Source organism: Rhodococcus sp. MS16 (assembly GCF_013277795.1).
Taxonomy (GTDB): domain Bacteria; phylum Actinomycetota; class Actinomycetes; order Mycobacteriales; family Mycobacteriaceae; genus Rhodococcus_F; species Rhodococcus_F globerula.
This window is the reverse complement of sequence record NZ_VBTM01000009.1, coordinates 142,877-165,530: the sequence shown is the minus strand read 5'-3', so window position 1 is coordinate 165,530 and position 22,654 is coordinate 142,877. Positions and strand designations below refer to the sequence as shown.

Below are 22,654 nucleotides of genomic sequence, written 5' to 3'. Positions count from 1 at the left end.
ATGGGAACCAAGCGCAAGCCGTCGTGGTACGACGACGAGATCACCGCAGTCGCCGAACTGGCTCGCGGTTTCTTCGATCGTGAGCTGATCGCCAAGCGTGAGCAGTGGGACGCTCAGCATCGCGTCGACCGTTCCGTGTGGCTCGAAGCCGGCAAGCTCGGCCTGCTGTGCTGCTCCATTCCCGAGGAATACGGCGGGGGCGGCGGAACCTTCGCGCACGACCTCGCTGTCTTCGAGGCGCAGGGGTACTGCGGCGACTACGCGCTTGGTAACTCCGTGCACAGTGGCATCGTCGCGCACTACGTGCTCGAGTACGGCAACGAAGAGCAGAAGCAGGCGTGGCTGCCGGGCATGGCGACGGGCGAAATCCTCGGCGCCATCGGAATGACCGAGCCGGGAACAGGTTCCGACCTCAAGGCAATCACGACGTCGGCTATCCGCGACGGTGACCACTACGTGGTGAACGGGTCGAAGACCTTCATCACCAACGGTGGCAGCGCCGACATGATCGTGCTCGCCGTCAAGACGGACCCCAAGGCCGGCGCCAAGGGTGTCTCGCTCTTGATCGTCGATCTGCGTGACTGCGAGGGCTTTGCCGTGGGCCGCGTGCTCGACAAGGTCGGCCAGCACGGAGCCGACACGTCCGAGCTCTCGTTCACGGACGTCCGCGTTCCCGTCTCGAATCTCCTGGGCGAGTCCGAAGGCCTCGGCTTCGGTCAGCTGATGGCGCAGTTGGTGCAGGAGCGTCTCATCATCGGCGCTCAGGCCATCGGCACCATCGAGCGTGCAGTCGAGGAGACCGTCGCGTACACCAAGGCGCGTCAAGCGTTCGGGCACAGCCTCTTCGAGTTCCAGAACACCGCCTTCGAACTGGCCGAGTGCCAGACGATCGCACGCACCTGCCGTGTCTTCCTCGACAATTGCATCGAGGATCACCTCAACGGTGAGTTGGACGGCGCCGACGCCGCGATGGTCAAGTACTGGCTCACCGAGCAGCAGTGTGCCGTTGTCGACCGTTGTGTTCAGCTCTACGGCGGCTACGGCTACATGCGCGAATACCCGATCGCGCGCATGTACGAAGACTCCCGCGTGCAGAAGATCTACGCCGGCGCCAACGAAGTGATGAAGGGAATCATCGCGAAGAGTCTGTAGACGCCAGCTCTCGAGGACGCCCTGGCCGTCTCACTCCAGGGCGTCTTCGATGGTGGTCGCGGCAGAACGGACGCGAGAACACATGCTGGCGCGACTGATGTAGGTGTCGTCTTCCCTGATGACCACGATGCTGTTGTCCATCATGTCCAGGACGATCACGCAGCCGGGTTCGAACTCCTCCTCGGATTGGGTGAGAACAAATGCCTGATGTGTGCCGATGGTGATTTCTTTGCTGTCGGCTGAGACTTCCTGCGCAAGACGCGCTGCAAATGGGGCCGCAACAACTTCGTAGCTCGCGATTCGCAACTCGAAATCCGGGCCACGCCACGCGCAGTCGTCCAGCAGCGTGGTAGCCGATTCCATCGACCGCTCAGCGGTGGACTTGTCGACGTTCAACTCCGTCGCGACGTCGTCGGGAATGTTGCACAAACCGTCGTCGGCTGCTGGTTCGGGGGACGGTGTGGTGCTGGTTGGGGACTGTTCGAGCGTGGCCGTTGCCGCCTGCGCCCGCGCAGTCCCTTCGACGCTGCGACCGCATCCGGTCACCACCGAGATCAGAACGGTCGCCAGCATCAGCGCTCCGGCTATGCGTGTCATGTTGGGCCCCACCTCCCGCTGCCCACCCGGGCAGCCCACGTGCTTGGACGTATCGAACCGGGTATCGGTTCCACAGCGGGTGTGATCACGACTGCTAATACGCCCCCGGTAGATCAGGTCCGATACCCTGGTTCATCGTGACCGCTGCAAATTCAGAGACCGCCCTTGCTCAGTACGACCTCATCGTCGTCGGTTCGGGATTCTTCGGGCTGACCATCGCCGAGCGCGCCGCCACCCAGTTGGGTAAGCGAGTGCTGGTTCTGGATCGCCGTCACCACCTGGGTGGCAATGCCTACTCCGAGCCCGAGCCGGAGACAGGCATCGAGATCCACAAGTACGGAGCGCATCTGTTCCACACTTCCAACAAGAAGGTCTGGGACTACGTCACCCAGTTCACGGAATTCACGAACTACCAGCATCGCGTCTTTGCGCTGCACAAGGGCCAGGCGTACCAGTTCCCCATGGGGCTTGGCCTCGTCTCGCAGTTCTTCGGCCGGTACTTCACGCCGGAAGAGGCACGCGCGCTCATCGCGGAACAGTCCAGCGAGATCGATGCGAAGGACGCCTCCAACCTCGAGGAGAAGGCGATCTCGCTGATCGGCCGCCCTCTGTACGAAGCCTTTGTGCGTGACTACACCGCCAAGCAGTGGCAGACCGATCCCACGGAGCTGCCCGCGGCCAACATCAGCCGCCTGCCGGTCCGCTACAACTTCGACAACCGCTACTTCAACGACACGTACGAGGGCCTGCCCGTCGGCGGCTACACCGCGTGGCTCGAGAACATGGTCACGGACCCCAAGATCGAGGTCCGTCTCGACACCGACTACTTCGACGTCCGGGACGAGCTGCGCAGCGCCAACCCCGACGCACCCGTCATCTACACCGGCCCGCTCGACCGCTACTTCGACTACTCCGAAGGTGAGCTGGGCTGGCGGACCCTCGACTTCGAGACCGAAGTTCTGCCAGTCGGCGACTTCCAGGGCACCCCGGTCATGAACTACAACGACGCGGACGTCCCGTTCACCCGCATCCACGAGTTCCGCCACTTCCACCCGGAACGCGAGTACCCGGCCGACAAGACCGTCATCATGCGCGAGTTCTCACGCTTCGCCGAGTCGACCGACGAGCCGTACTACCCGATCAACACGCCGGAGGATCGCGCCAAGCTCGCCGCGTACCGCTCACGCGCCAAGGCGGAAACCGCTGACAACAAGGTGCTGTTCGGTGGCCGCCTGGGCACCTACCAGTACCTCGACATGCACATGGCCATTGCCAGTGCGCTGACGATGTTCGAGAACACCCTGCGTCCGCATCTGGAATCGGGTGCGGAATTGGCAGGGGAGAGCGAATGAACGCACGTCATCTACTCGAGGGTGAAAACGCCGACGTGGGGGACGAGGTGAGTTACCTCGGTAAGTCGCTTCTCCAGCGGATCATCCTGCCGCGCGCCGGTGAACCACTCGACGTTCGTACGCTCTACTTGGAAGAGTCCTGGTCCAACAGCCGGCGGGCGCACTCGACTTCGCGCACGTCTGTAGCGCTCGGCGCCGAGACCGAGGTCTCGTTTGCCACCTACTTCAACGCTTTCCCCGCCAGCTACTGGCGACGCTGGTCCATCCTGAAATCGGTGGTCCTGCGTCTGGAACTGTCCGGCCACGGCCGCGTCGACATCTACCGTTCCAAGGCGGATTCCTCGCGAATTCACGTGGAGGGCAAGGAATTCCACGACGGCGACGCCGGTCTCGAGTTCGAGATCGAATTGGCGCCGTTCGAAGACGGTGGCTGGATCTGGTTCGACATCACCACCGATTCGGCCGTGGTTGTCGAGAGTGGCGGCTGGTACGCCCCCGTCGAGGCTCCCGGCGAAGCGACTGTCGCCGTGGGTATTCCGACGTTCAACCGCCCGACGGACGCCGTGAAGGCACTTGCCGCGCTGGCATCCGATCCGCTGGTGTCCGACGTGATCAAGGCAGTCATCATGCCGGATCAAGGCACCCGCAAGGTGCGCGACGAACCCGGATTCACCGAAGCCGCTGCAGCGCTTGGTGATCGGCTTACCATCCACGATCAGGGCAACCTCGGCGGCTCCGGCGGATACAGCCGAATCATGTACGAGGCACTCAAGAACACGTCGTGCCAGCACATCCTGTTCATGGACGACGACATCGAGATCGAACCCGACTCGATCCTGCGCGCCCTGTCCTTCTCTAGGTTCGCGAAATCGCCGATGCTGGTGGGCGGCCAGATGCTCAACCTGCAGGAACGCAGCCACCTCCATGTGATGGGTGAAGTGGTCAACCGCGGCATCTTCATGTGGACCGCAGCGCCGAACGTCGAATACGACCACGACTTCTCGAAGAAGCCGCTGCGCGAATCGAAGCTCCTGCACCGCCGCATCGACGTCGACTTCAACGGCTGGTGGATGTGCATGATCCCGCGCCAGGTCGCCGAAGAAATCAAGCAGCCACTCCCGCTCTTCATCAAGTGGGATGACTGCGAATACGGTTTGCGCGCAAAGAAAGCCGGCTACCCGACCGTCACACTTCCGGGTGCCGCGATCTGGCACATGGCGTGGAGCGACAAGGACGACGCCATCGACTGGCAGGCGTACTTCCACCTCCGCAACCGTCTCGTCGTTGCCGCACTGCACATGCCGGGCAACGGACGCGGCCTCGTGGTCAACACGGTGAAGGCAACGCTCAAGCACCTGCTGTGCCTCGAGTACTCCACCGTCGCAATCCAGAACAAGGCCATCGCCGACTTCCTCGCCGGCCCCGAGCACGTCGCGAACATGCTGCCGACCGCACTCGGCGAGGTACACGCCCAGCGCAAGGAATTCTCCGACGCCGTCGTACTGCCGTCGTCGACGGAACTGCCACTGCCGTCAGGTGCCGACGTCGGAGACGTGAGCTTGCCGCTCACCACCGTCGCGAAGGTGACCCGAGTCCTTCGGGCCGCCGTTCACAACGTGAAGCCGGCCAAGGCCGAACACCTCGAGCGACCCCAGCTCAACGTGCCGACCATCGACGCCCGCTGGTTCCTGCTCTCGCAGGTGGACGGCGTCACCGTCACCACCGCCGACGGCCGCGGAGTCGTCTACCGCAAGCGCAACCCCAAGCAGGCACTCGAACTGCTCAAGGAAGCCACCCGGTTGCGCCGCGAACTTGCTGCCAGGTTCCCCGAACTGAAGAAGCAGTACCAGGATGCCGTTCCTTCACTGACCAGCACGGAAAGGTGGGAACGTGTCTTCGGTATCTCCTGAGGCTGTATCTCCCGAGGCTGTATCTCCCGAGGTCAGGATCCTCGCCGGAATCCAGTCGACCGTCGGGCAGGTGCCTGGAGCCGTCGCCGTTGCTCGCGGAATGTCGCACTTCGGTGAGCACTCACTCGGCTGGATCGCGATCGCTGCCGTCGGCGCTGCCGTCGACAAGCCGCGTCGCCGCGAATGGGCTGGCGCTGCCGTCGGTGCCTTCGGGGCACACGCCGCGTCGGTCGTGATCAAGCGTGTCGTGCGGCGCAAACGCCCGTCCGACCCGTCGTTGCAGGTCAACGTCTCGACGCCGAGCAAGCTGAGCTTCCCGTCCTCGCACGCCACGTCGACGACGGCGGCGGCATTCCTGATCGGTCGACTCACCGGGCTACCCTTACCGGCGTTGCTGGTGCCCCCGATGATGCTTTCGCGCCTGGTTCTGGGAGTTCATTACCCGACCGACGTGCTTGCCGGTGCGGCACTGGGCGCCGCATCCGCGGCGCTGGTGCATAAGGCCGAACAGAAATATGGAGAGAAATGAGCGAGGAAGCGGCCACGGTCAGCGGACCCCCTAAGTCCCTGCCCGCCGGCATCGTCAAGGCGCTCCGCCCACGCCAGTGGGTCAAGAACGTTCTCGTGCTCGCCGCGCCCATCGCGGCAGGCACAGCCACCGAAGCCGACGTGCTCTTGCCCGTCGCGCTGGCATTTGTCGTGTTCTGCATGGCGGCGTCCGGCATCTACCTCGTCAACGACGCGATGGACGTCGAGGCAGACCGAGCGCATCCCACCAAGCGCTTCCGCCCCATCGCGGCCGGAGTTCTGCCCGTCAACATCGCGTACGGCATGGCCGTGGTGCTGCTGTCCGGTTCGATCGCTCTCTCGTTCATCGCCAACTGGCAACTTGCCGTGGTGATGGCCGTGTACATCGTCATCCAGCTTGCCTACTGCTTCGGTTTGAAGCACCAGGCCGTCATCGACATCTGCATCGTGTCGTCCGGATTCCTGTTGCGCGCCATAGCCGGTGGCGTCGCAGCCGAGATCGAACTGTCGCAGTGGTTCCTGCTGATGATGGCATTCGGTTCGCTCTTCATGGCTGCCGGAAAGCGGTACGCCGAACTGAAGCTGGCCGAACGTACCGGCGCCAAGATCCGCAAGTCGCTCGAGAGCTACACGATGACCTACCTGCGGTTCGTGTGGACGATGGCCGCGACGGCACTCGTGCTCTGCTACGGACTGTGGGCCTTCCAGCAGGACGACATCAAGGGCACCAACTGGTACGCCATTTCGATGGTCCCCTTCACTGTCGCAGTGCTGCGGTACGCCGTGGACGTCGACGGCGGCGAAGCCGGTGAGCCCGAGGAAATCGCGCTCGGTGACCGGGTTCTGCAATTCCTCGCAGTGGCGTGGATCGGAGTAGTGGGTGTCGCTGTCTACATCGTCTGAGCCGGCCACTGAAGCCGACCAGGTCGCCGACACCGCGGCACCGAGCACCACCCCTAACCGAGCAGTTTTCCTCGGCGGGGTGGTGCTTGCTGCCGTCCTCACGTTCTGGGGAGCGTGGGAGCGTCGATGGATCGCCGACGACGGACTGATCGTCCTGCGCACGGTGCGAAATCTGCTGGCCGGCAACGGCCCCGTCTTCAATGCCGGTGAACGCGTCGAGGCGAATACGAGTACCGCGTGGACCTACATCGTCTACGCCTTCGGCTGGCTGACGCAGATCCGGCTCGAATATGTCGTCCTGGCAATCGCTTTGGTGCTCTCGACCGCAGCTGTGGTCTTGGCGATGCTCGGAACGGCCCGCCTGTACCGCGATCTGCGACCAGGCGTCGGCGGGACGGTTTTCCTCGTTCCGGCCGGCGTTCTCGTCTACATTGCTGTTCCGCCCGCCCGAGATTTTGCGACGTCCGGCCTCGAGACGTGCCTGGTGATCTTCTGGATCGCGCTGCTGTGGTTGCTGATGGTTCGGTGGGCACAGGCGTCAGTACCGTCGACGGCGTCGATTCTGATTCTCTCTTTTGTTGCCGGGCTCGGGCCCCTCGTGCGCCCGGAGATGGCGATCCCTGGTGCTCTCGCGCTGATGATGATCGTCGTGTCCGCAGGCTTGACGTGGAAGGTCCGCGCGATGATCGTGGTTGTCGCCGGACTCGTTCCGGTGGCGTACCAGATCTGGCGCATGGGTTATTACGGGCTTCCGTACCCCAATACCGCGGTCTCGAAGGATGCAGGCGGTGCAAAGTGGTCGCAAGGATTTGCCTATCTGTGGAATCTCGTCGGACCGTACTTGCTGTGGTTGCCTTTGCTGTTTCTCCTGGTCGGTGCGCTGCTACTTCTTGCGATCGGCAGGAACGAGCGCACGTCCGCGCCCCAGACCGTTTCAGGGTCGCGCTGGGTGCGGTTGCAGGCGTGGTTGCGCACCCCACGCGCCGTTGTCACGTTCATTCTCGGTAGCGGCCTGATTCTGGGTGTGTACTCGGTTCGAGTCGGTGGCGACTTCATGCACGGCCGCGTCCTGCTTCCGGTGTTGTTCTGCCTTCTGATCCCGGTGGCGGTCATTCCGCTTCGCGTCCCAGCGCGCACGGCATTCGGCCGCAACCGGGACACCGCGATCTTCGGTGTCTCCGCAGTGCTGTGGGTGGGGACCATCGTGTGGGCAGCCGTCGCCGCAAATACCACCGGCATGCCGGAAGGCTCGATCGTCGGACGCTCGGGCATCGTCGACGAGCGTGCGTTCTACGCTCTCAACACCGGTCACGAGCATCCGATCCGAGCCGAGGACTACCTCGACTACCCCTGGATGCGAGCAATGGTCGAGACCATCGCGGACACCCCGGACGGTGGACTACTCATTCCGTCTCCCAGTTACAACGCGTGGTTCGTCGTTCCGCCGCCAGGGCCGATAGACGAATCGGGCGAGCATGTCGTTTTCTTCCTGAACCTCGGTATGACGAGCATGAACGTCGGGCTCGACGTTCGTGTGCTCGATCAGATGGGATTGGCGTACCCGCTCGCCGCGCACACGGAGAGGCTGGAAGACGGCCGGATCGGTCACGACAAGAACCTGTATCCGGATTGGGTGGTTGCGGACACCGGGATGGTCGACGTCCACCCGTGGCTGCCCTTCTTCCTCGACGAGGAATGGGTAGCTGACGCGAAGCTGGCGCTGACCTGTCCGGAAACGCAGGAGTTGCTGACCTCCTACCGCAGTGAATTGACGTGGGCGCGATTCAAGCAGAACTTCCGTCAGGCATTCGACTTGGCAAAATATCGATTCGATCGAGTGCCCGCGTACGAACTACAGCGATGTGGTCTTGTGCCACTTGAAACCCAAAAGTGATGCAGATCACTATGCCGTAGGAGAAAACATGTTGCGATCCCGTAACGCTCCCGTGATCGGCGCCGATGTATCCGAAGACGATTCACCTACCCGAAATGCTCCCGTGAGCACCAGGGGAGAAGCGCCCGGTGGTTGAGATCCATTTGTCACAACCAAACCTGTGACATAGGGTCCACCGAGCGCAGTGTGACTTGGAACGAGGTCCGCTGCCAGTCTGGTTTGTCCAGGCTGGCGCACATACCTGTTCCCCGACGGAATCCGTCGGTACTTCCCCTAGTCGGGGGTAGCTACCGCAGACGAAGAGAGAGAGCAGTATCCATGCGATTTGCCCCGACGAGGCTGACACAGCGCCTCAAGCACCGAGCACTTGCCATCGGTGCGGCAGCACTCGTGCTTCCCCTTGCCGCAGGCGTCGCCGGTAGCGCAGTTGCTACCGCTGCTCCCGCGCACGCTGCGCCGGTCCAGACCGCGCCGTGGGGCGGATTCGAAGAGCTGTGGGTGCCCTCCACGATGGGCAACATCAAGGTTCAGGTCCAGTGGGCCGCTCGCGGCGGAAACGCTGCCCTCTACTTGCTCGACGGCCTCCGCGCTCGTGACGATGCCAATGCGTGGTCCTTCGAGACCAACGCTCTCGAGCAGTACCGCAACGACAACATCACCCTCGTGATGCCGGTCGGCGGACAGTCCAGCTTCTACACGGACTGGTACGCACCCTCGAACTTCAACGGTCAGCAGATGACCTACAAGTGGGAAACCTTCCTCACGGAAGAGCTGCCCAACTTCCTCGCGAACTACGGCGTCTCGCCTAACAACAACGCTGTCCTCGGCCTGTCGATGGGTGGCAGTGCCGCACTGACTCTCGCCGCGTACCACCGCGACCAGTTCAAGTTCGCCGGCTCGCTGTCGGGTTACCTGAACATCTCGGCTCCCGGTATGCGTGAAGCAATCCGCGTCGCGATGCTCGATGCCGGCCGCTTCAACGTCGACTCCATGTGGGGACCCCCGTGGAGCCCGGCATGGCTGCGCAACGACCCGTTCGTCTTCGCGCCTCGCCTCAAGGGCCTGTCGATGTACATCTCCGCAGCAAGCGGTCTGACCGGTAAGTACGACAACCCCAAGGGCTTGGTCGGCTACTACAACACGGCAAACGCCATGGGCCTCGAAGCACTTGCGCTGGCCAACACCCGTGCATTCCAGATCCGGATGAACACGCTCGGCATTCCGGCCACCTACAGCTTCCCGTCCAACGGCACCCACTCGTGGGCGTACTGGTCCGAGGAACTGTTCAAGGCCCGCGGCCAGATCCTCGACACCATGAACGCCTGGTGACCATGCTTCACCGCTTTACCGTGCATCACTGCGTGGCGCTGCATCACCGCAAGACCTAGACAGACAAGTGCCGTTCCGGACTTCCGTGAGGAAGACCGGAACGGCACTTCTGTTTTGGAGATGCCGTAAACAGGAACTTCGGTAACAATTGCACCACCAGTAACAGCGCGGCAACCCCTAGTCGGAGTCGTTTCCGTGTAGAAAGAGTTTCGACAGGGCTCTGGTCGCCGAGGTGGTGTGCGAGGCAGAGATGCCTCGCCGCGTAGGCACTGAACACGTGAGATACCGAATACGTGAGACACCGAGTACGTGAAACACCGGGTAGTAAGACACGCGGACCGGAAGTAAGGGAAAGAGAGTGAACTCATGCGAGTAGGCCTTGCCAAGCGGGACCGCAGTCGGTCCTTCGGGACCTATAGAACCAAGGTCGTCGGAGCGCTGGCAGCACTGCTGGTTCTGCCGATCGCAGCAGGTCTGACCACGGCAGGAACCGCTGCCGCTGCGCCGAGTCCGGCCCTCACCGCGCCCGCCGCAACCCAGAACCAGGGCGGCGCCACCGTCGGCAAGGTCGAATGGCTCAGCGAGCGCCGTGTCGCACTGTGGATCAACTCCCCGTCGATGGGAATCCCCATTCAGGTTCAGATCCTTCTGGCCCGCGACTGGAACGTGAACCCGTCGGCAACCTTCCCGTCCGTCTGGATGCTCGACGGCCTTCGCGCCACGGACATCGAGAACGGCTGGACCGCCGAGACCGACGCCGAGTCGTTCTACGCGGACAAGAACGTCAACGTGATTCTCCCCGTCGGTGGACAGTCCAGCTTCTACTCCGACTGGCTCGAGGCCGACAACGGTGTGTTCTACCAGTGGGAGACGTTCCTCACCAAGGAACTTCCGTCCATCCTCGAGAACGATTGGCGCACAACGCAGACCCGCGGCGTGGTCGGTCTCTCCATGGGTGGCACGGCCGCGATGTCTCTTGCCGCGCGCAACCCCGGATTCTTCAAGTTCGCCGCGTCGCTCTCGGGCATCCTCACCACGACGTCGCTCGGAATGCCGCAGGCAATCCAGTTCGCGATGAACGACGCGGGCAAGTTCAACTCCGCAGCGATGTGGGGCCCGCCGTCGAACCCGCAGTGGGCAGCCCACGATCCGTACACCCAGGCCGACAAGCTCAAGGGCGTCAGCCTGTACGTCTCGAGCGGTAGCGGCACCACCGGACCGTACGATCAGCCGTCGGGAATCCCCGGTGTCAGCACCAACTACGCCGGTATGGGCCTCGAGATTCTTGCGCGCCTGACCTCGCAGACATTTGCGACCAAGCTCAACTCGCTCGGCATTCCCGCGCAGATCAATTACCGCCCGTCCGGCACGCACTCGTGGCCGTACTGGCAGTTCGAGCTTCATCAGCTGTGGCCGCAGCTAGCCAACGCGCTCGGCACCGACGTGGAGAAGCCGGCATGTGGCGCTTCGGGTGCCATCGCGGCAACCGCAGCGGCAAACAGCTGGATCGGTGACTGTGTTACTGCCGAGTACAGCGTCGCGGGTGGCCTGGCTCAGGACTTCCGCAACGGCCGCATCTACTGGACCTCCGCCACCGGCGCTAACCCCATCGCGGGCCGTATCGCCGGCGAGTACATGAACACCGGCGCAGCTGCCGGCCCGCTCGGCTTCCCGACGACCCCTGAACTCGGAACCCCCGACGGTCAGGGACGGTTCAACCACTTCCAGAACGGCTCCATCTACTGGACCTGGTGGACCGGCGCACACGCCGTCCGCGGAGCGATCCTCAACGAATGGGCAGCACAGGGCTACGAGGGCGGTCCGCTCAAGTACCCCACCGCAGCGGAGATCGCGACCCCCGGCAAGGCCGGAAATGTGCAGGGCTTCGAAATCGGCGCCATGTACAACAGTGCAAACGGCACGTACGCCGTGCTCGGCATGATCATGGGCAAGTACGGCGAACTCGGTTGGGAAAACGGATGGCTCGGGTTCCCGAAGTCCAACGAAGTGGCGATCAAGGACAACGGTCGCTTCACGGAGTTCGACGGCGGCAACATCTACTGGAGCCCCGCAACGGGCGCCTGGTCCGTCGCCAACGGCCCGATCTTCGACGGATGGAAGAGTGTCGGCTACGAAGGCGGCAAGCTCGGATACCCGCTCAGTGACAAGTTCGACATCCCCGGTGGAACTCAGCAGAACTTCCAGTTCGGCTGGATCACGGTGATCGACGGCAAGACCGAGATTCACCCGTAGGACGCAACGTACGACACACAACGCACGGCGGGCGGGCCCGATCACGGATCGGTGCCTGCCCGCTGTGCGTTGCGTAACCTGATGATGGACTTTCGACTGAAGGCAAGGACGGACATTGATGTCGCTTTTCTCGGGTAACCGAAATACTTTTGCGCGCGCGATCGCAGTGGGCTCTCTGACACTGATCACCGGTGGGATGCTCGTCGCTTGTGGAAGTGACGACTCGACGGTCACCTCCACCCCGACCACGACGTCCGTCGCGGCATCGTCGTCGGCTGCGAGCAGTTCGGCTTCCGCGAGCGCGACCACAACGGCGTCCGCAGCGCCCACCAGTCCCGGAGCGGCCGCTACGGCTCCGCCGGAGCAGCCCCAGAGCATCGAGGGTTTCCCCGGTCCGACAGAAGTAGAGGTCAACCCGCAAGCACAGGCATTCCTCGACGGTTTGAAGGCCAAGGGAGTTACTCCCGAGGGTGACGGCAGCATCGCGATCAACACGGCCAACTACATCTGCGCCGCGAATGTTCAGGGCACCTCGGACGAGGAGATTCTTGCGTTGGTGACGGCCGTCGTGGGTTCCGCGGCGACGGATGGCACTGCGATCACGTCAGAGCAGGCCACCGCCAACGCTCAGATCTACATCGATGTCGCCAACGCCACATTCTGCAAATAGATGATGGCGCGAGGCGGAAAGCGTCGGGGTTGCCTGGTCCCGCTGCTGATCATTCTGGTGGTCGCTGCCGTGGTGATCGGCGGTTGGTACATCCTTGCCGGGCGGGTGCCGACACCCGAGCCGTTGCCACCCGGACCGGAGAAACCGGCGTCGCAGCCGGCTAGTTGTCCCGATGTCCAGGTAGTTGCCATCCCTGGAACCTGGGAGTCCAGCGCTGCCGACGATCCGTATGCTCCGGCGGCAAATCCGGCTTCGTTGATGCTCAACGTCACGGGTCCTTTGCAGAATCAGTTCGACGCTTCACGTGCGGATGTCTACACGGTTCCTTACGTTGCGCAGTTCTCGAATCCGGTGGCGTTTCCGCCGGACGGGCAGCAGTCGTACAACAACAGCCGGGGTGCGGGAACTGCTGCCACCAACGACTTTCTGGTGCAGCGCCATGCCGAGTGCCCACTGACGAGTTACGTACTCACCGGCTTCTCGCAGGGCGCGGTCATCGCCGGTGACGTAGCCGCGAGTATCGGCAACGGGACGGGCGCAGTGCCGGCAGATCTGGTGCTCGGTGTCGGCTTGATCGCGGACGGGCGTCGTGATCCCGCGTACGGAATTACCGTTGGCCCAAGCGTTGCCGGTGTGGGTGCCGAGCTGTCGCTGAACGGTTTGAAGTTGCCGGGTCTGACGATGACGGGTCCCCGTGAGGGTGGGTTCGGCAAGCTGAACGACCGCACCTATCAGATCTGTGCGCCGAGTGACGGAATCTGTGACGCCCCGGCAGGAGCGATGAATCCGGGCAACCTCATGACGTCGCTGCCGCGTTTGGCGGAGTACTACAACAATCCTGTGCATGCCATGTACAACTCCTTCCAAGTTGATTCGGAGGGCACGACGGCGACCCAATGGGTGGCACAGTGGGCAGCGGACATGATCAACGGTGCGCCGACGCCGCCGCACAGTTGATCCTTTTTGTCTGGCTGGGGTGCGTCGGCGAGTAGTCTGCTGGATTGGTCGTGGCAAAGTGCGACCACTGCTCGCCTGGTCCTCTAAAGTGCTGTCACGAACGTGACTGGCGAGTAAGTTCGGATGTTCCAGCCTTGACTACGAAGGAGTGATCCATGGGTTCCACCCACAGCCTTGGTGCGCGTCGCGCGCCCCGGCTCGCAGTTCGCTGCAGGGTGGGGATGATCACAACTCCAGGTCACGGCATCCCGCGGGGTGCAGCGGTGGAGCGCACGCGCGGCGCCCCGGAGCCGCCAGGCTCTGCGTGCCTGGCAGTCGGCACTTTCGAGGAGTGCGAATCGGCTGTGTCGACGCCGCTGGACACGATCGCCACGATCGGTTCTTCGCTCGCCACGATCCCTGAGGCCGAGCACGCGCGGCGATGCGGATGATGCCGATCTGTAACATATCGATGGTTTGGGATCGATGAAGTGATTCAGGTGAGTTGCGCACGTAGTGCGTTTCGATTGATTGACGATATACCCGAGAGAGCGAAGGAAGTCTGGGGCGCAAGCATGACCAAAAATGCTTGTGTGATCGCTTCGGAGGAGATGGAATGAACGCGCTGTTCGATGGTTTTCTCGACGAGAAGGGCCGGATTCGCCTGAAAGAGGGCTTCACTCTGGTCGACTACGTCGAGCAACACTCGCGTGTGAACGCGGACGAGCTCGCGTACCGCTACATCGATTACTCGCGTGAGCGTGACGGTGAAGCACAGGAGCTGACGTGGCACCAGTTCGGTGTACGTCTGCGTGCTGTTGCCGCCCGCCTCCAGCAGGTCACCAAGCCTGGCGACCGCGTGGCGATCCTGGCACCTCAGGGTCTCGACTATGTCATTTCGTTCTTCGCGGCCATCCAGGCCGGTTCCATCGCCGTTCCGCTTTTCGATCCGGACGAGCCCGGCCACTCCGATCGCCTGCACGCCGTTCTCGGGGACTGTAAGCCGTCGGCAATCCTGACTGCCGGATCATCGGCCGCAGGTGTGCGTGCGTTGTTCCGTTCGCTGCCCGCCGCCGAACGCCCGCGCATCATCGCCGTCGACGCCATTCCCGATACCGTCGGCGAAACCTGGGTTCGCCCCGATATCGGCTTCGACGACATCGCCTACCTGCAGTACACGTCGGGTTCGACGCGAGTTCCGGCCGGTGTGGAGATCACCCACCGTGCTGTCGGCACCAATGCACTGCAGATGGTCGACTCCATCGAGCTCACCGAAGATTCGCGCGGCGTCACCTGGCTGCCCCTGTTTCACGACATGGGTCTGCTGACGGTCATCCTGCCTGCGTTCGGTGGCAAGTACATCACCATCATGAGTCCGCGCGCCTTCGTTCAGCGGCCCAACCGCTGGATCAAGGAACTCGCGGCGGCCTCGGACGGCGCAGGCACCTTCGCGGCCGCCCCCAACTTCGCTTTCGAGCATGCTGCTGCCCGTGGCCTGCCCAAGGACGGCGAGCACCTCGACCTGAGCAACGTCATCGGCCTGATCAACGGCAGTGAGCCGGTCACGACGGCGTCGATGCGCAAATTCAACGAGGCGTTTGCGCCTTACGGTCTCCCCAAGACGGCGATCAAGCCGTCGTACGGCATGGCGGAGGCGACGCTTTTCGTGTCGTCGACCAAGCATTCCGACGAGGCCAAGGTCATCTACGTCGACCGCAACGAGCTCAACAACGGCCGCATGGTCATCGTCGATCAGCACGCCGACAACGCCATCGCGCAGGTGTCCTGTGGATACGTCTCACGCAGCCAGTGGGCCGCCATCGTCGACCCCGAAACGCAGACCGAGGTCCCCGACAACCACGTCGGCGAGATCTGGCTGCACGGCGAGAACATCGGCGTCGGTTACTGGGGCCGCCCCGAAGAGACCGCCGAGACGTTCCACAACACGCTGACCAACCGCCTGCCGGAAGACAGCCACACCGACGATCTGCCGCTGGACGCGCACTGGATGCGTACCGGCGACTACGGCGTCTACGTCGACGGCGAGCTGTACATCACCGGTCGCGTCAAGGACCTGGTGATCGTCGACGGCCGCAATCACTACCCGCAGGATCTCGAGTCTTCCGCTCAGGACGCGAGCCCCGCATTGCGTCCGGGCTTCATCGCGGCGTTTGCCGTTCCGGCAAACCAGTTGCCTGCCGTCGTCTTCTCGAATTCCCACTCGGGTCTGACGTTCGACGACGACGATTCCTCGGAGCAGTTGGTCATCGTGGCCGAGCGTGCACCCGGTGCCGGTAAAGCCGACCCGCAGCCGATCGCGGATACGGTCCGCGCCGCGATCTCGACTCGTCACGGTGTGACCGCACGCGACATCCTGCTTGTTCCGGCCGGTTCCATTCCGCGTACGTCCAGCGGCAAGATCGCTCGCCGCGCGTGCAAGGCAAGCTACATCGAGGGGACGCTGCGTGGTGGCTATCAGCAGACGGCATTCCCCGATAGCGTTTGAGGAACATCCCCTTCATGATCGGTAGCTTGGTGAGTTGATGGTTGAACAAGATGGTGCGCAGGACAGTTCCGTAGACGTGAGCGCTACTGCTGACGCGAGCGGTGTCGACATGAGTGTCGCGCAGCTCCGTGAGTGGTTACGCAACTGGATCGCCGACGCGACCGGTCAGCCGGCCACGACGATCACGGACGATCGTCCGATGGAGGAGTTCGGGCTCGCATCACGTGATGCGGTTGCCCTGAGCGGCGACATCGAGGATCTGCTCGGAATCACACTGACTGCCACCGTTGCGTATCAGCACCCGACCATCGCGTCGCTGGCCACTCGGATCATCGAGGGCGAGCCCGAGGTGCCGGAAGAGAGCGTCGACGCGTCGTACTACGCGCCAGGCGCCAGCACGGATGCCCACGACATTGCCATCGTCGGCTTGTCGACTCGTTTCCCCGGCGCCGGACATACGCCGTCGGAGATGTGGGAGATGCTGTCCGCGGGCCGCGACGGCATCAGCGACCTGCCCGAGGATCGTTGGGTCGAGTTCAAGTCCGATCCCGCTCTCAAGGCCGCGATCGAGAACGCCAACACCAAGGGCGGCTACCTCGACGACGTCAAGGGATTCGACGCGGAGTTCTTCGCGATGTCCCCGCTCGAGGTCGTCAACGTCGATCCGCAGCAGCGCCTCGCTCTCGAACTGACCTGGGAAGCGCTCGAGCATGCGCACATTCCCGCGAGCGATCTCAAAGGCAAGCAGGTCGGTGTCTTCATCGGCAGTTCCGCCAACGACTACCAGTTGCTCGCGGTCAGCGACCCCACGAACGCCCACCCGTACGCACTGACGGGAACGTCGACGGCCGTCGTCGCGAACCGTGTCTCGTACTTCTTCGACTTCCGCGGGCCGTCCATCGCGCTGGACACCGCGTGCTCGTCTTCGCTGGTCGCAGTGCACGAGGCTGTGCGCTCGCTGCGCAGCGGCGATTCCAACATCGCTCTTGCCGGCGGCATCAACATGCTGCTGGCCCCTCCCGGAACTCTCGGGTTCGATCAGATCGGCATGCTCGCTCCCGACGGCAAACTGCGCGCCTTCTCGGCTCAGGCACAGGGAATCGTTCGCAGCGAGGGCGGCGGACTTGTTGTACTCAAGCGTCTCGAAGATGCCGAGCGTGACGGCGATTCCATCCTTGCCGTCATCGCCGGTTCCGCCGTCAATCAGGACGGCCGCTCCAACGGACTGCTCGCGCCCAACCCGGACGCTCAGGCCGACGTGTTGCGTTTTGCGTACCGCGACGCCGGCATTCTGCCGAGCACCGTCGATTACATCGAAGCTCACGGCACCGGCACCGATCTCGGTGATCCCATCGAGGCCGACGCGCTCAGCCGCGTTGTCGGGCGTGGACGTGACGACAACAAGCCGGCACTGCTCGGCAGCGCAAAGACCAACTTCGGGCACCTCGAGGCCGCAGCCGGTGCTGCCGGCCTGATCAAGGTTGTCCTGGCGATGCAGGAAAACAAGATTCCCGCGACGCTCAACTACCTGGGCCCGAACCCACACATCGATTTCGAGAAGGCGCACCTGCAGGTGACGCCCGAGGCCACGGAGTGGCCCCGCTACACCGGCAAGGCCATCGCCGGTGTGTCCGGCTTCGGTTTCGGTGGAACCAACGCGCACGTCGTGGTGACGGAGTACGTGCCGGCAGCCGCTGTTGTTTCGGACTCCGATGCTGATCTGGATGTCGAGACTCTGGATGTCGAGACCGAAGCTGCCGGTGTTCTTGCCGACGCAGCGCAGTCGATGGGGCTCGTCGAAGACCAGACGGTTGTGCTCGCTGTGTCCGGCGCATTGCCGTCGCGTCGTCGCCGCGCGGCCGCTGATCTGGCGGACTGGCTCGAAACCGAAGAGGGCAGCACGACGCCGCTGGTGGATGTCGCGCGCACACTCTCGCGTCGTAATCACGGCCGCTCACGCGCCGCCGTTGTGGTCAAGACTCGTTCCGAAGCCATCAGCGCCCTGCGCGCCGTTGCTGCCGGAAAGCCCGCTGCCGGTGTGTTCTCCGCCGACGCACCGTCGCCCAAGGGGGCGGTGTGGGTGTTCTCGGGCTTCGGTTCGCAGCACCGCAAGATGGCCAAGCAGCTGTATCTGGAGAACTCGGCGTTCAAGGCAGCCGTCGACGAGGTCGACGTGCTGATCCAGGACGAGGCCGGGTACTCGGTGGCGGAGATGTTCCTCGACGACTCGTTCGAGTACAACGTCGAAACCGCTCAGGTCGCGATCTTCACCATTCAGGTCGGCCTGGCCGCGCTGCTGCGTCATCACGGCGCCGACGCCGCCGCTGTTGTTCCGCACTCGATGGGTGAGGCTGCGGCGGCCTACGTGTCCGGTGGCCTGAACCTGGAAGATGCTGTCCGCGTTATCTGTTCGCGTTCGCGTCTGATGGGCGAAGCCGAGGGCGCCCTGGTCGGTGACGACATCCGCCTGATGGCTCTGCTCGAATACAGCGCGACCGAGATCGAAGCGCTACTGCCCACGTATCCCAAGCTCGAGGTCTGCGTGTACGCGGCGCCGACGCACACGGTGATCGGTGGACCGCAGCCCGATATCGAGGCAATCGTCGCCGCCGCTGAGGCCGACGGCAAGATGGCTCGCGTTCTGCAGACCAAGGGTGCAAGCCATACGTCGCAGGTAGATCCGCTGCTCGGCGAACTGGCTGCCGAGTTGGCCGGTATCGAAGCGTCGACGTTGAAGGTGGGCGTCTACTCGTCCGTCGATCAGGACACGTTCTACAAGGCCGGCCACGAGCCGATCCACCAGGAAGCGTACTGGGTCAAGGGACTGCGCCACAGTGTGTACTTCACCAACGCTGTGCGTCTGGCAGTTGCCAACGGTCACACCACGTTTGTGGAACTTGCTCCCAATCCGGTGACCTTGATGTCCGTCGCCGCAACGGCATTCGATGCCGGCCTGCACGACATGCAGCTCATTCAGACGCTCAAGCGTAAGGAAGACGAGTCCGTCGGCGTGCTGTCGGCTTTGGCTCAGTTGTACGTTCACGGTCACGCTGTGAATCTCGAATCTCTGCTTCCCGCAGGTGAATTCGCAGTTCTGCCACGCACTGCTTTTGTGCGCAAGCCGTACTGGCTCGACATTCGGGTCAATGCGGGCGGCTCGGGACGCGCTCCCGGTTCGCACGTTGCACTGCCCGACGGCCGCCACGTGTGGGAAGCCGACGCATCCGTCGTCTCCGACTTGGCCGCTCTGGTGACTGCCGCTGCAGCTCAGGTTCTTTCGGATGTGACGCTCACCGCGGCCGTCCCGCACGGCGAGCTTTCAGGCGCCACGACGGTCACCACTACGCTCAACCCGCACCCGGGCGGAGCGTCGGTGCAGGTGCATGCCCGCGAGAACGGCTCCTTCCGGTTGCTGTTCGACGCGGTTGTCACGTCGGGTGAGGCTTTGCCCGAGCTTGTCGTCGCCGCACCGGCCCGTCCGACGGGCACTATGGAAGCTCTTGCCGAGGTAGTCGAAGATGCCGGCGACAAGTGGGATCCCCACGGTTCGCAGAGCCTCGACGACCGTCTGAGGATCGTTGTAGCCGAATCCATGGGCTACTCGCCGGAAGATCTGCCGGCCGAGGTTCCGCTCATCGAACTCGGTCTCGATTCGCTCATGGCGATGCGCATCAAGAACCGCGTCGAGTACGAGTTCGACATTCCGCAGTTGCAGCTCCAGGCAGTCAAGGATGCAAGCCTGCTCGAGGTCAACAAGTACCTGCGCTACGCCATCGAGAACCGCGAAGAGGTTCAGGCGATGGCCGATCAGCAGGCCGCCGAAAAGTTGGCGGCGGATGCCGGCGACGACGAGGTGGTCTCGCCTTCAGTAGAGCTCCCGGTGGAGATGCCTGCTGCCGATCCTTCCCGTGCGGGCACAGCGGACGACGCAGGTTCCGACGTCCCGCCGCGAGATGCCGCTGAACGCTTGACGTTTGCGACGTGGGCAGTGGTCACCGGCAAGTCGGCCAAGGGCATTTTCAATGCTCTGCCCACCGTCGACGACGATCTGGCACAGAAGTTGGCTGTCCGGCTGTCCGAGCGGGCCGGCGGCGAAGTCACCGTCGACGACGTACGTGGTTCAGGCACGATCGAAGACCTTGCGGACGTTGTGCGTCAGTACCTCGAAGACGAGGGCAAGATCGACGGAGTGGTGCGTATTCTGCGCGGCCGCCCCGAAGGTTCCACTGCCGTACCGGTATTCGTGTTCCACCCGGCCGGTGGATCCACCGTTGCGTACGAACCACTGCTCAAGCGTCTGCCTGCCGGCACGCCGATGTACGGGTTCGAGCGCACAGAAGGCCCGATCGAGAAGCGCGCCGAAGAATACGTGCCGTTGCTCCGTGAAATTCAGGGTGACGGACCGTACGTCTTGTGCGGTTGGTCGCTCGGCGGCGTGCTGGCGTATGCCGTCGCAGCCATCCTGCGCAAGCAGGGGGCCGATGTGCGGGTTGTCGGCATGCTCGACACCGTCATGGCCGGCGAGGACGTTCCCGACACTGCTGAGGAGCGACGGAAGCGGTGGGAGCGGTACGGAGCCTTCGCGAAGCGCACCTACAACCTGGATGTCCCACTGCCCGTGGATGTTCTGGCAGAAATCGAATCCGATGAAGATCAGATGCAGTTCCTGATGGACATGATCAAGATGAGTGGCGTCAAGATCCCCGGCGGCATCATCGAGCACCAGCGGACGTCGTTCCTGGACAATCGCGCCATCCAGACCGCCAAGTTCCAGAGTTACGACGGCGACGTCGTGATCTACATGGCAGACAAGTACCACGACGAACTGATGACGCTCGAGCCTGCGTTCAAAACCCGTAAGGCAGACGGTGGTTGGGGCAGCTACGTGAAGAACCTCGAGGTCGTCTACATCGGCGGGGATCACCTGCAGATCGTGGACGAGCCGTATATCTCGAAGGTCGCGGCAGACCTCACCACCAAGCTGGCCCAGATCGAAACAGCCCAGATCAAAGCAGCGGAAACCGGAGTTCAGAAGTGACGACAACCACCGCGGAGAAGCTTGCTGAACTCCGCGAAAAGTTGGAGAAGGCAAAGGAACCCGGCTCCGCCCGGGCCATTGCCAAGCGCGACGAGGCAGGGCACAGCACGCCCCGTCAGCGCATCGACATGCTTCTCGATCCAGGCAGTTTCATCGAGATCGGCGCGTTGGTCAAAATGGCGGGCGAAGGCAATCCGTACAGCGACGGCGTCATGACCGGACACGGAACCGTCGACGGGCGCCCCGTCGCTGTATTTGCGCACGATCAGACGGTGTTCGGCGGCGCTGCCGGCGAGATGTTCGGCCGGAAGGTCGCCGCTGTCAACGACTTTGCCCTCAAAGTGGGCTGCCCGGTCGTCGGCATCAACGATTCCGGTGGAGCCCGAATTCAGGACGCGGTCTCCTCACTGGCGTGGTACGCCAACATGGGTTCACGTCAGGAGCCTTTGTCCGGCGTGTGCCCGCAGATTTCGGTGATTCTCGGAAAGTGTGCCGGTGGAGCGGTATACGCGCCGATCAACACCGACGTCGTGGTTGCCACCGAAGAGTCCTACATGTTTGTCACCGGCCCCGACGTCATCAAATCGGTGACCGGCGAAGAGGTCAGCCTTGACGACCTCGGTGGAGCGCGCAAGCAGGCAGAGAACGGAAACATCCATCACGTCGCCCCGGACGAGAAGGCTGCGTTCGAGTGGGTGCGTGAGTACCTGAGCTTCATGCCCTCCTCATGGCAGGAGAAGGCGCCGCTCATCAATCCGGGCCTCGAACCCGAGATCACCGAGACGGACCTCGAACTCGATGCCTTCATGCCGGACGCAGACAACGCCGGCTACGACATGCACGACATCATTCTGCGGATCTTCGACGACGGCACCTTCCACGAAATCGGAGCCCAGGTCGCGCACAACGTGATCACCGGGTTCTCCCGCGTCGACGGCTTGCCTGTGGGCGTTGTCGCGAATCAGCCCACGTACCTCAGTGGTGCCCTCGATGCGGCGAGTTCCGACAAGGCTGCGCACTTCGTCCGCCTGTGCGACGCGTTCAACATCCCGCTCGTCTTTGTCGTCGATACACCGGGTTTCCTTCCCGGTGTCGATCAGGAAAAAGTCGGCGTCATCAAGCGCGGCGGGCGTTTCCTGTTCTCGTACATCGAAGCCACTGTGCCGAAGGTGACCGTGGTGGTTCGTAAGGCGTACGGCGGCGGGTACGCCGTCATGGGCTGCAAGCAGCTCGGCGCCGACATCAACCTCGCGTGGCCGACGGCACGTATCGCAGTAATGGGCGCCGAGGGTGCCGTCAACATCATGGGTCGGCGTCAGCTCGCCGAAGCCGGCGACAATGCCCCCGCTGTGCGTGCTCAGCTGATCAACTACTACAACGAGTTTGTCGCGACGCCGTACATCGCGGCTGAGCGCGGATACATCGACGCGGTGATCGAGCCCTCACAGACGCGTCTCGAAATCCGTAAGGCTCTGAAGTTGCTCAAGGACAAGACGATTTTCAAGAACCCGCGCAAGCACAACTTGATGCCGCTGTAACCGTTCAGTTGTCGCGGCCCGGTACTTCTTTCGAAGTGCCGGGCCGTT

15 protein-coding genes are annotated in these 22,654 nt (G+C 63.2%); 14 read left to right on the top strand and 1 reads right to left on the bottom strand.

Going from position 1 to position 22,654, the window contains the following annotated elements; genetic code table 11:
- Positions 1-1,152, top strand: coding sequence for an acyl-CoA dehydrogenase family protein (locus tag FEZ60_RS20945; protein ID WP_033235166.1), 1,152 nt, complete (start codon positions 1-3; stop codon positions 1,150-1,152).
- Between the two features lie 30 nt (positions 1,153-1,182).
- On the opposite strand, the gene FEZ60_RS20940 is transcribed toward FEZ60_RS20945, so the two are convergent.
- Positions 1,183-1,749, bottom strand: coding sequence for a DUF3558 family protein (locus FEZ60_RS20940; RefSeq protein ID WP_172936895.1), 567 nt, complete (start codon positions 1,747-1,749; stop codon positions 1,183-1,185).
- 137 nt (positions 1,750-1,886) lie between these two features.
- Here FEZ60_RS20940 and glf point away from each other — a divergent pair, with 137 nt between their 5' ends.
- From glf to FEZ60_RS20875, 13 genes are all read left to right on the top strand, one after another.
- On the top strand, positions 1,887-3,101 hold the full coding sequence (gene glf, locus FEZ60_RS20935; protein WP_045066334.1) for a UDP-galactopyranose mutase: 1,215 nt from the start codon (positions 1,887-1,889) through the stop codon (positions 3,099-3,101).
- Positions 3,098-5,011: a glycosyltransferase gene (locus tag FEZ60_RS20930; protein ID WP_116103835.1), complete on the top strand. Its 1,914-nt coding sequence runs from the start codon at positions 3,098-3,100 to the stop codon at positions 5,009-5,011. The genes glf and FEZ60_RS20930 overlap by 4 nt, the downstream gene beginning before the upstream one ends.
- Complete coding sequence (locus FEZ60_RS20925) at positions 4,992-5,540, top strand: phosphatase PAP2 family protein (protein ID WP_045066337.1); 549 nt, start codon at positions 4,992-4,994, stop codon at positions 5,538-5,540. The genes FEZ60_RS20930 and FEZ60_RS20925 overlap by 20 nt, the downstream gene beginning before the upstream one ends.
- Positions 5,537-6,442, top strand: a complete 906-nt coding sequence (locus tag FEZ60_RS20920) for a decaprenyl-phosphate phosphoribosyltransferase (protein WP_092805591.1) — start codon at positions 5,537-5,539, stop codon at positions 6,440-6,442. The genes FEZ60_RS20925 and FEZ60_RS20920 overlap by 4 nt, the downstream gene beginning before the upstream one ends.
- Positions 6,420-8,336: a flagellar motor control protein ZomB gene (zomB, locus tag FEZ60_RS20915; RefSeq protein ID WP_033235161.1), complete on the top strand. Its 1,917-nt coding sequence runs from the start codon at positions 6,420-6,422 to the stop codon at positions 8,334-8,336. Before FEZ60_RS20920 ends, zomB begins: the two co-directional genes overlap by 23 nt.
- A gap of 318 nt (positions 8,337-8,654) precedes the next feature.
- Positions 8,655-9,665, top strand: coding sequence for an alpha/beta hydrolase family protein (locus FEZ60_RS20910; protein ID WP_045066340.1), 1,011 nt, complete (start codon positions 8,655-8,657; stop codon positions 9,663-9,665).
- A gap of 366 nt (positions 9,666-10,031) precedes the next feature.
- Positions 10,032-11,918, top strand: a complete 1,887-nt coding sequence (locus FEZ60_RS20905) for an alpha/beta hydrolase-fold protein (RefSeq protein ID WP_116103832.1) — start codon at positions 10,032-10,034, stop codon at positions 11,916-11,918.
- Between the two features lie 118 nt (positions 11,919-12,036).
- The gene (locus FEZ60_RS20900) at positions 12,037-12,588 is read left to right on the top strand and encodes a DUF732 domain-containing protein (RefSeq protein ID WP_092805595.1); all 552 of its coding nucleotides are present in this window, start codon (positions 12,037-12,039) and stop codon (positions 12,586-12,588) included.
- Between the two features lie 3 nt (positions 12,589-12,591).
- Entirely contained in the window at positions 12,592-13,545 is a 954-nt protein-coding gene (locus FEZ60_RS20895; RefSeq protein WP_095888091.1) for a cutinase family protein, read from the top strand.
- Between the two features lie 155 nt (positions 13,546-13,700).
- Entirely contained in the window at positions 13,701-13,976 is a 276-nt protein-coding gene (locus FEZ60_RS20890) for a hypothetical protein (RefSeq protein WP_033235158.1), read from the top strand.
- A gap of 164 nt (positions 13,977-14,140) precedes the next feature.
- A complete protein-coding gene (gene fadD32, locus FEZ60_RS20885) occupies positions 14,141-16,030 on the top strand; it encodes a long-chain-fatty-acid--AMP ligase FadD32 (protein ID WP_033235157.1) in 1,890 nt (629 codons plus the stop codon).
- A gap of 109 nt (positions 16,031-16,139) precedes the next feature.
- On the top strand, positions 16,140-21,068 hold the full coding sequence (gene pks13 / locus FEZ60_RS20880) for a polyketide synthase Pks13 (RefSeq protein ID WP_242484761.1): 4,929 nt from the start codon (positions 16,140-16,142) through the stop codon (positions 21,066-21,068).
- The gene (locus FEZ60_RS20875; RefSeq protein WP_045066350.1) at positions 21,065-22,606 is read left to right on the top strand and encodes an acyl-CoA carboxylase subunit beta; all 1,542 of its coding nucleotides are present in this window, start codon (positions 21,065-21,067) and stop codon (positions 22,604-22,606) included. The genes pks13 and FEZ60_RS20875 overlap by 4 nt, the downstream gene beginning before the upstream one ends.
- The last annotated feature ends 48 nt before the right edge of the window (positions 22,607-22,654 follow it).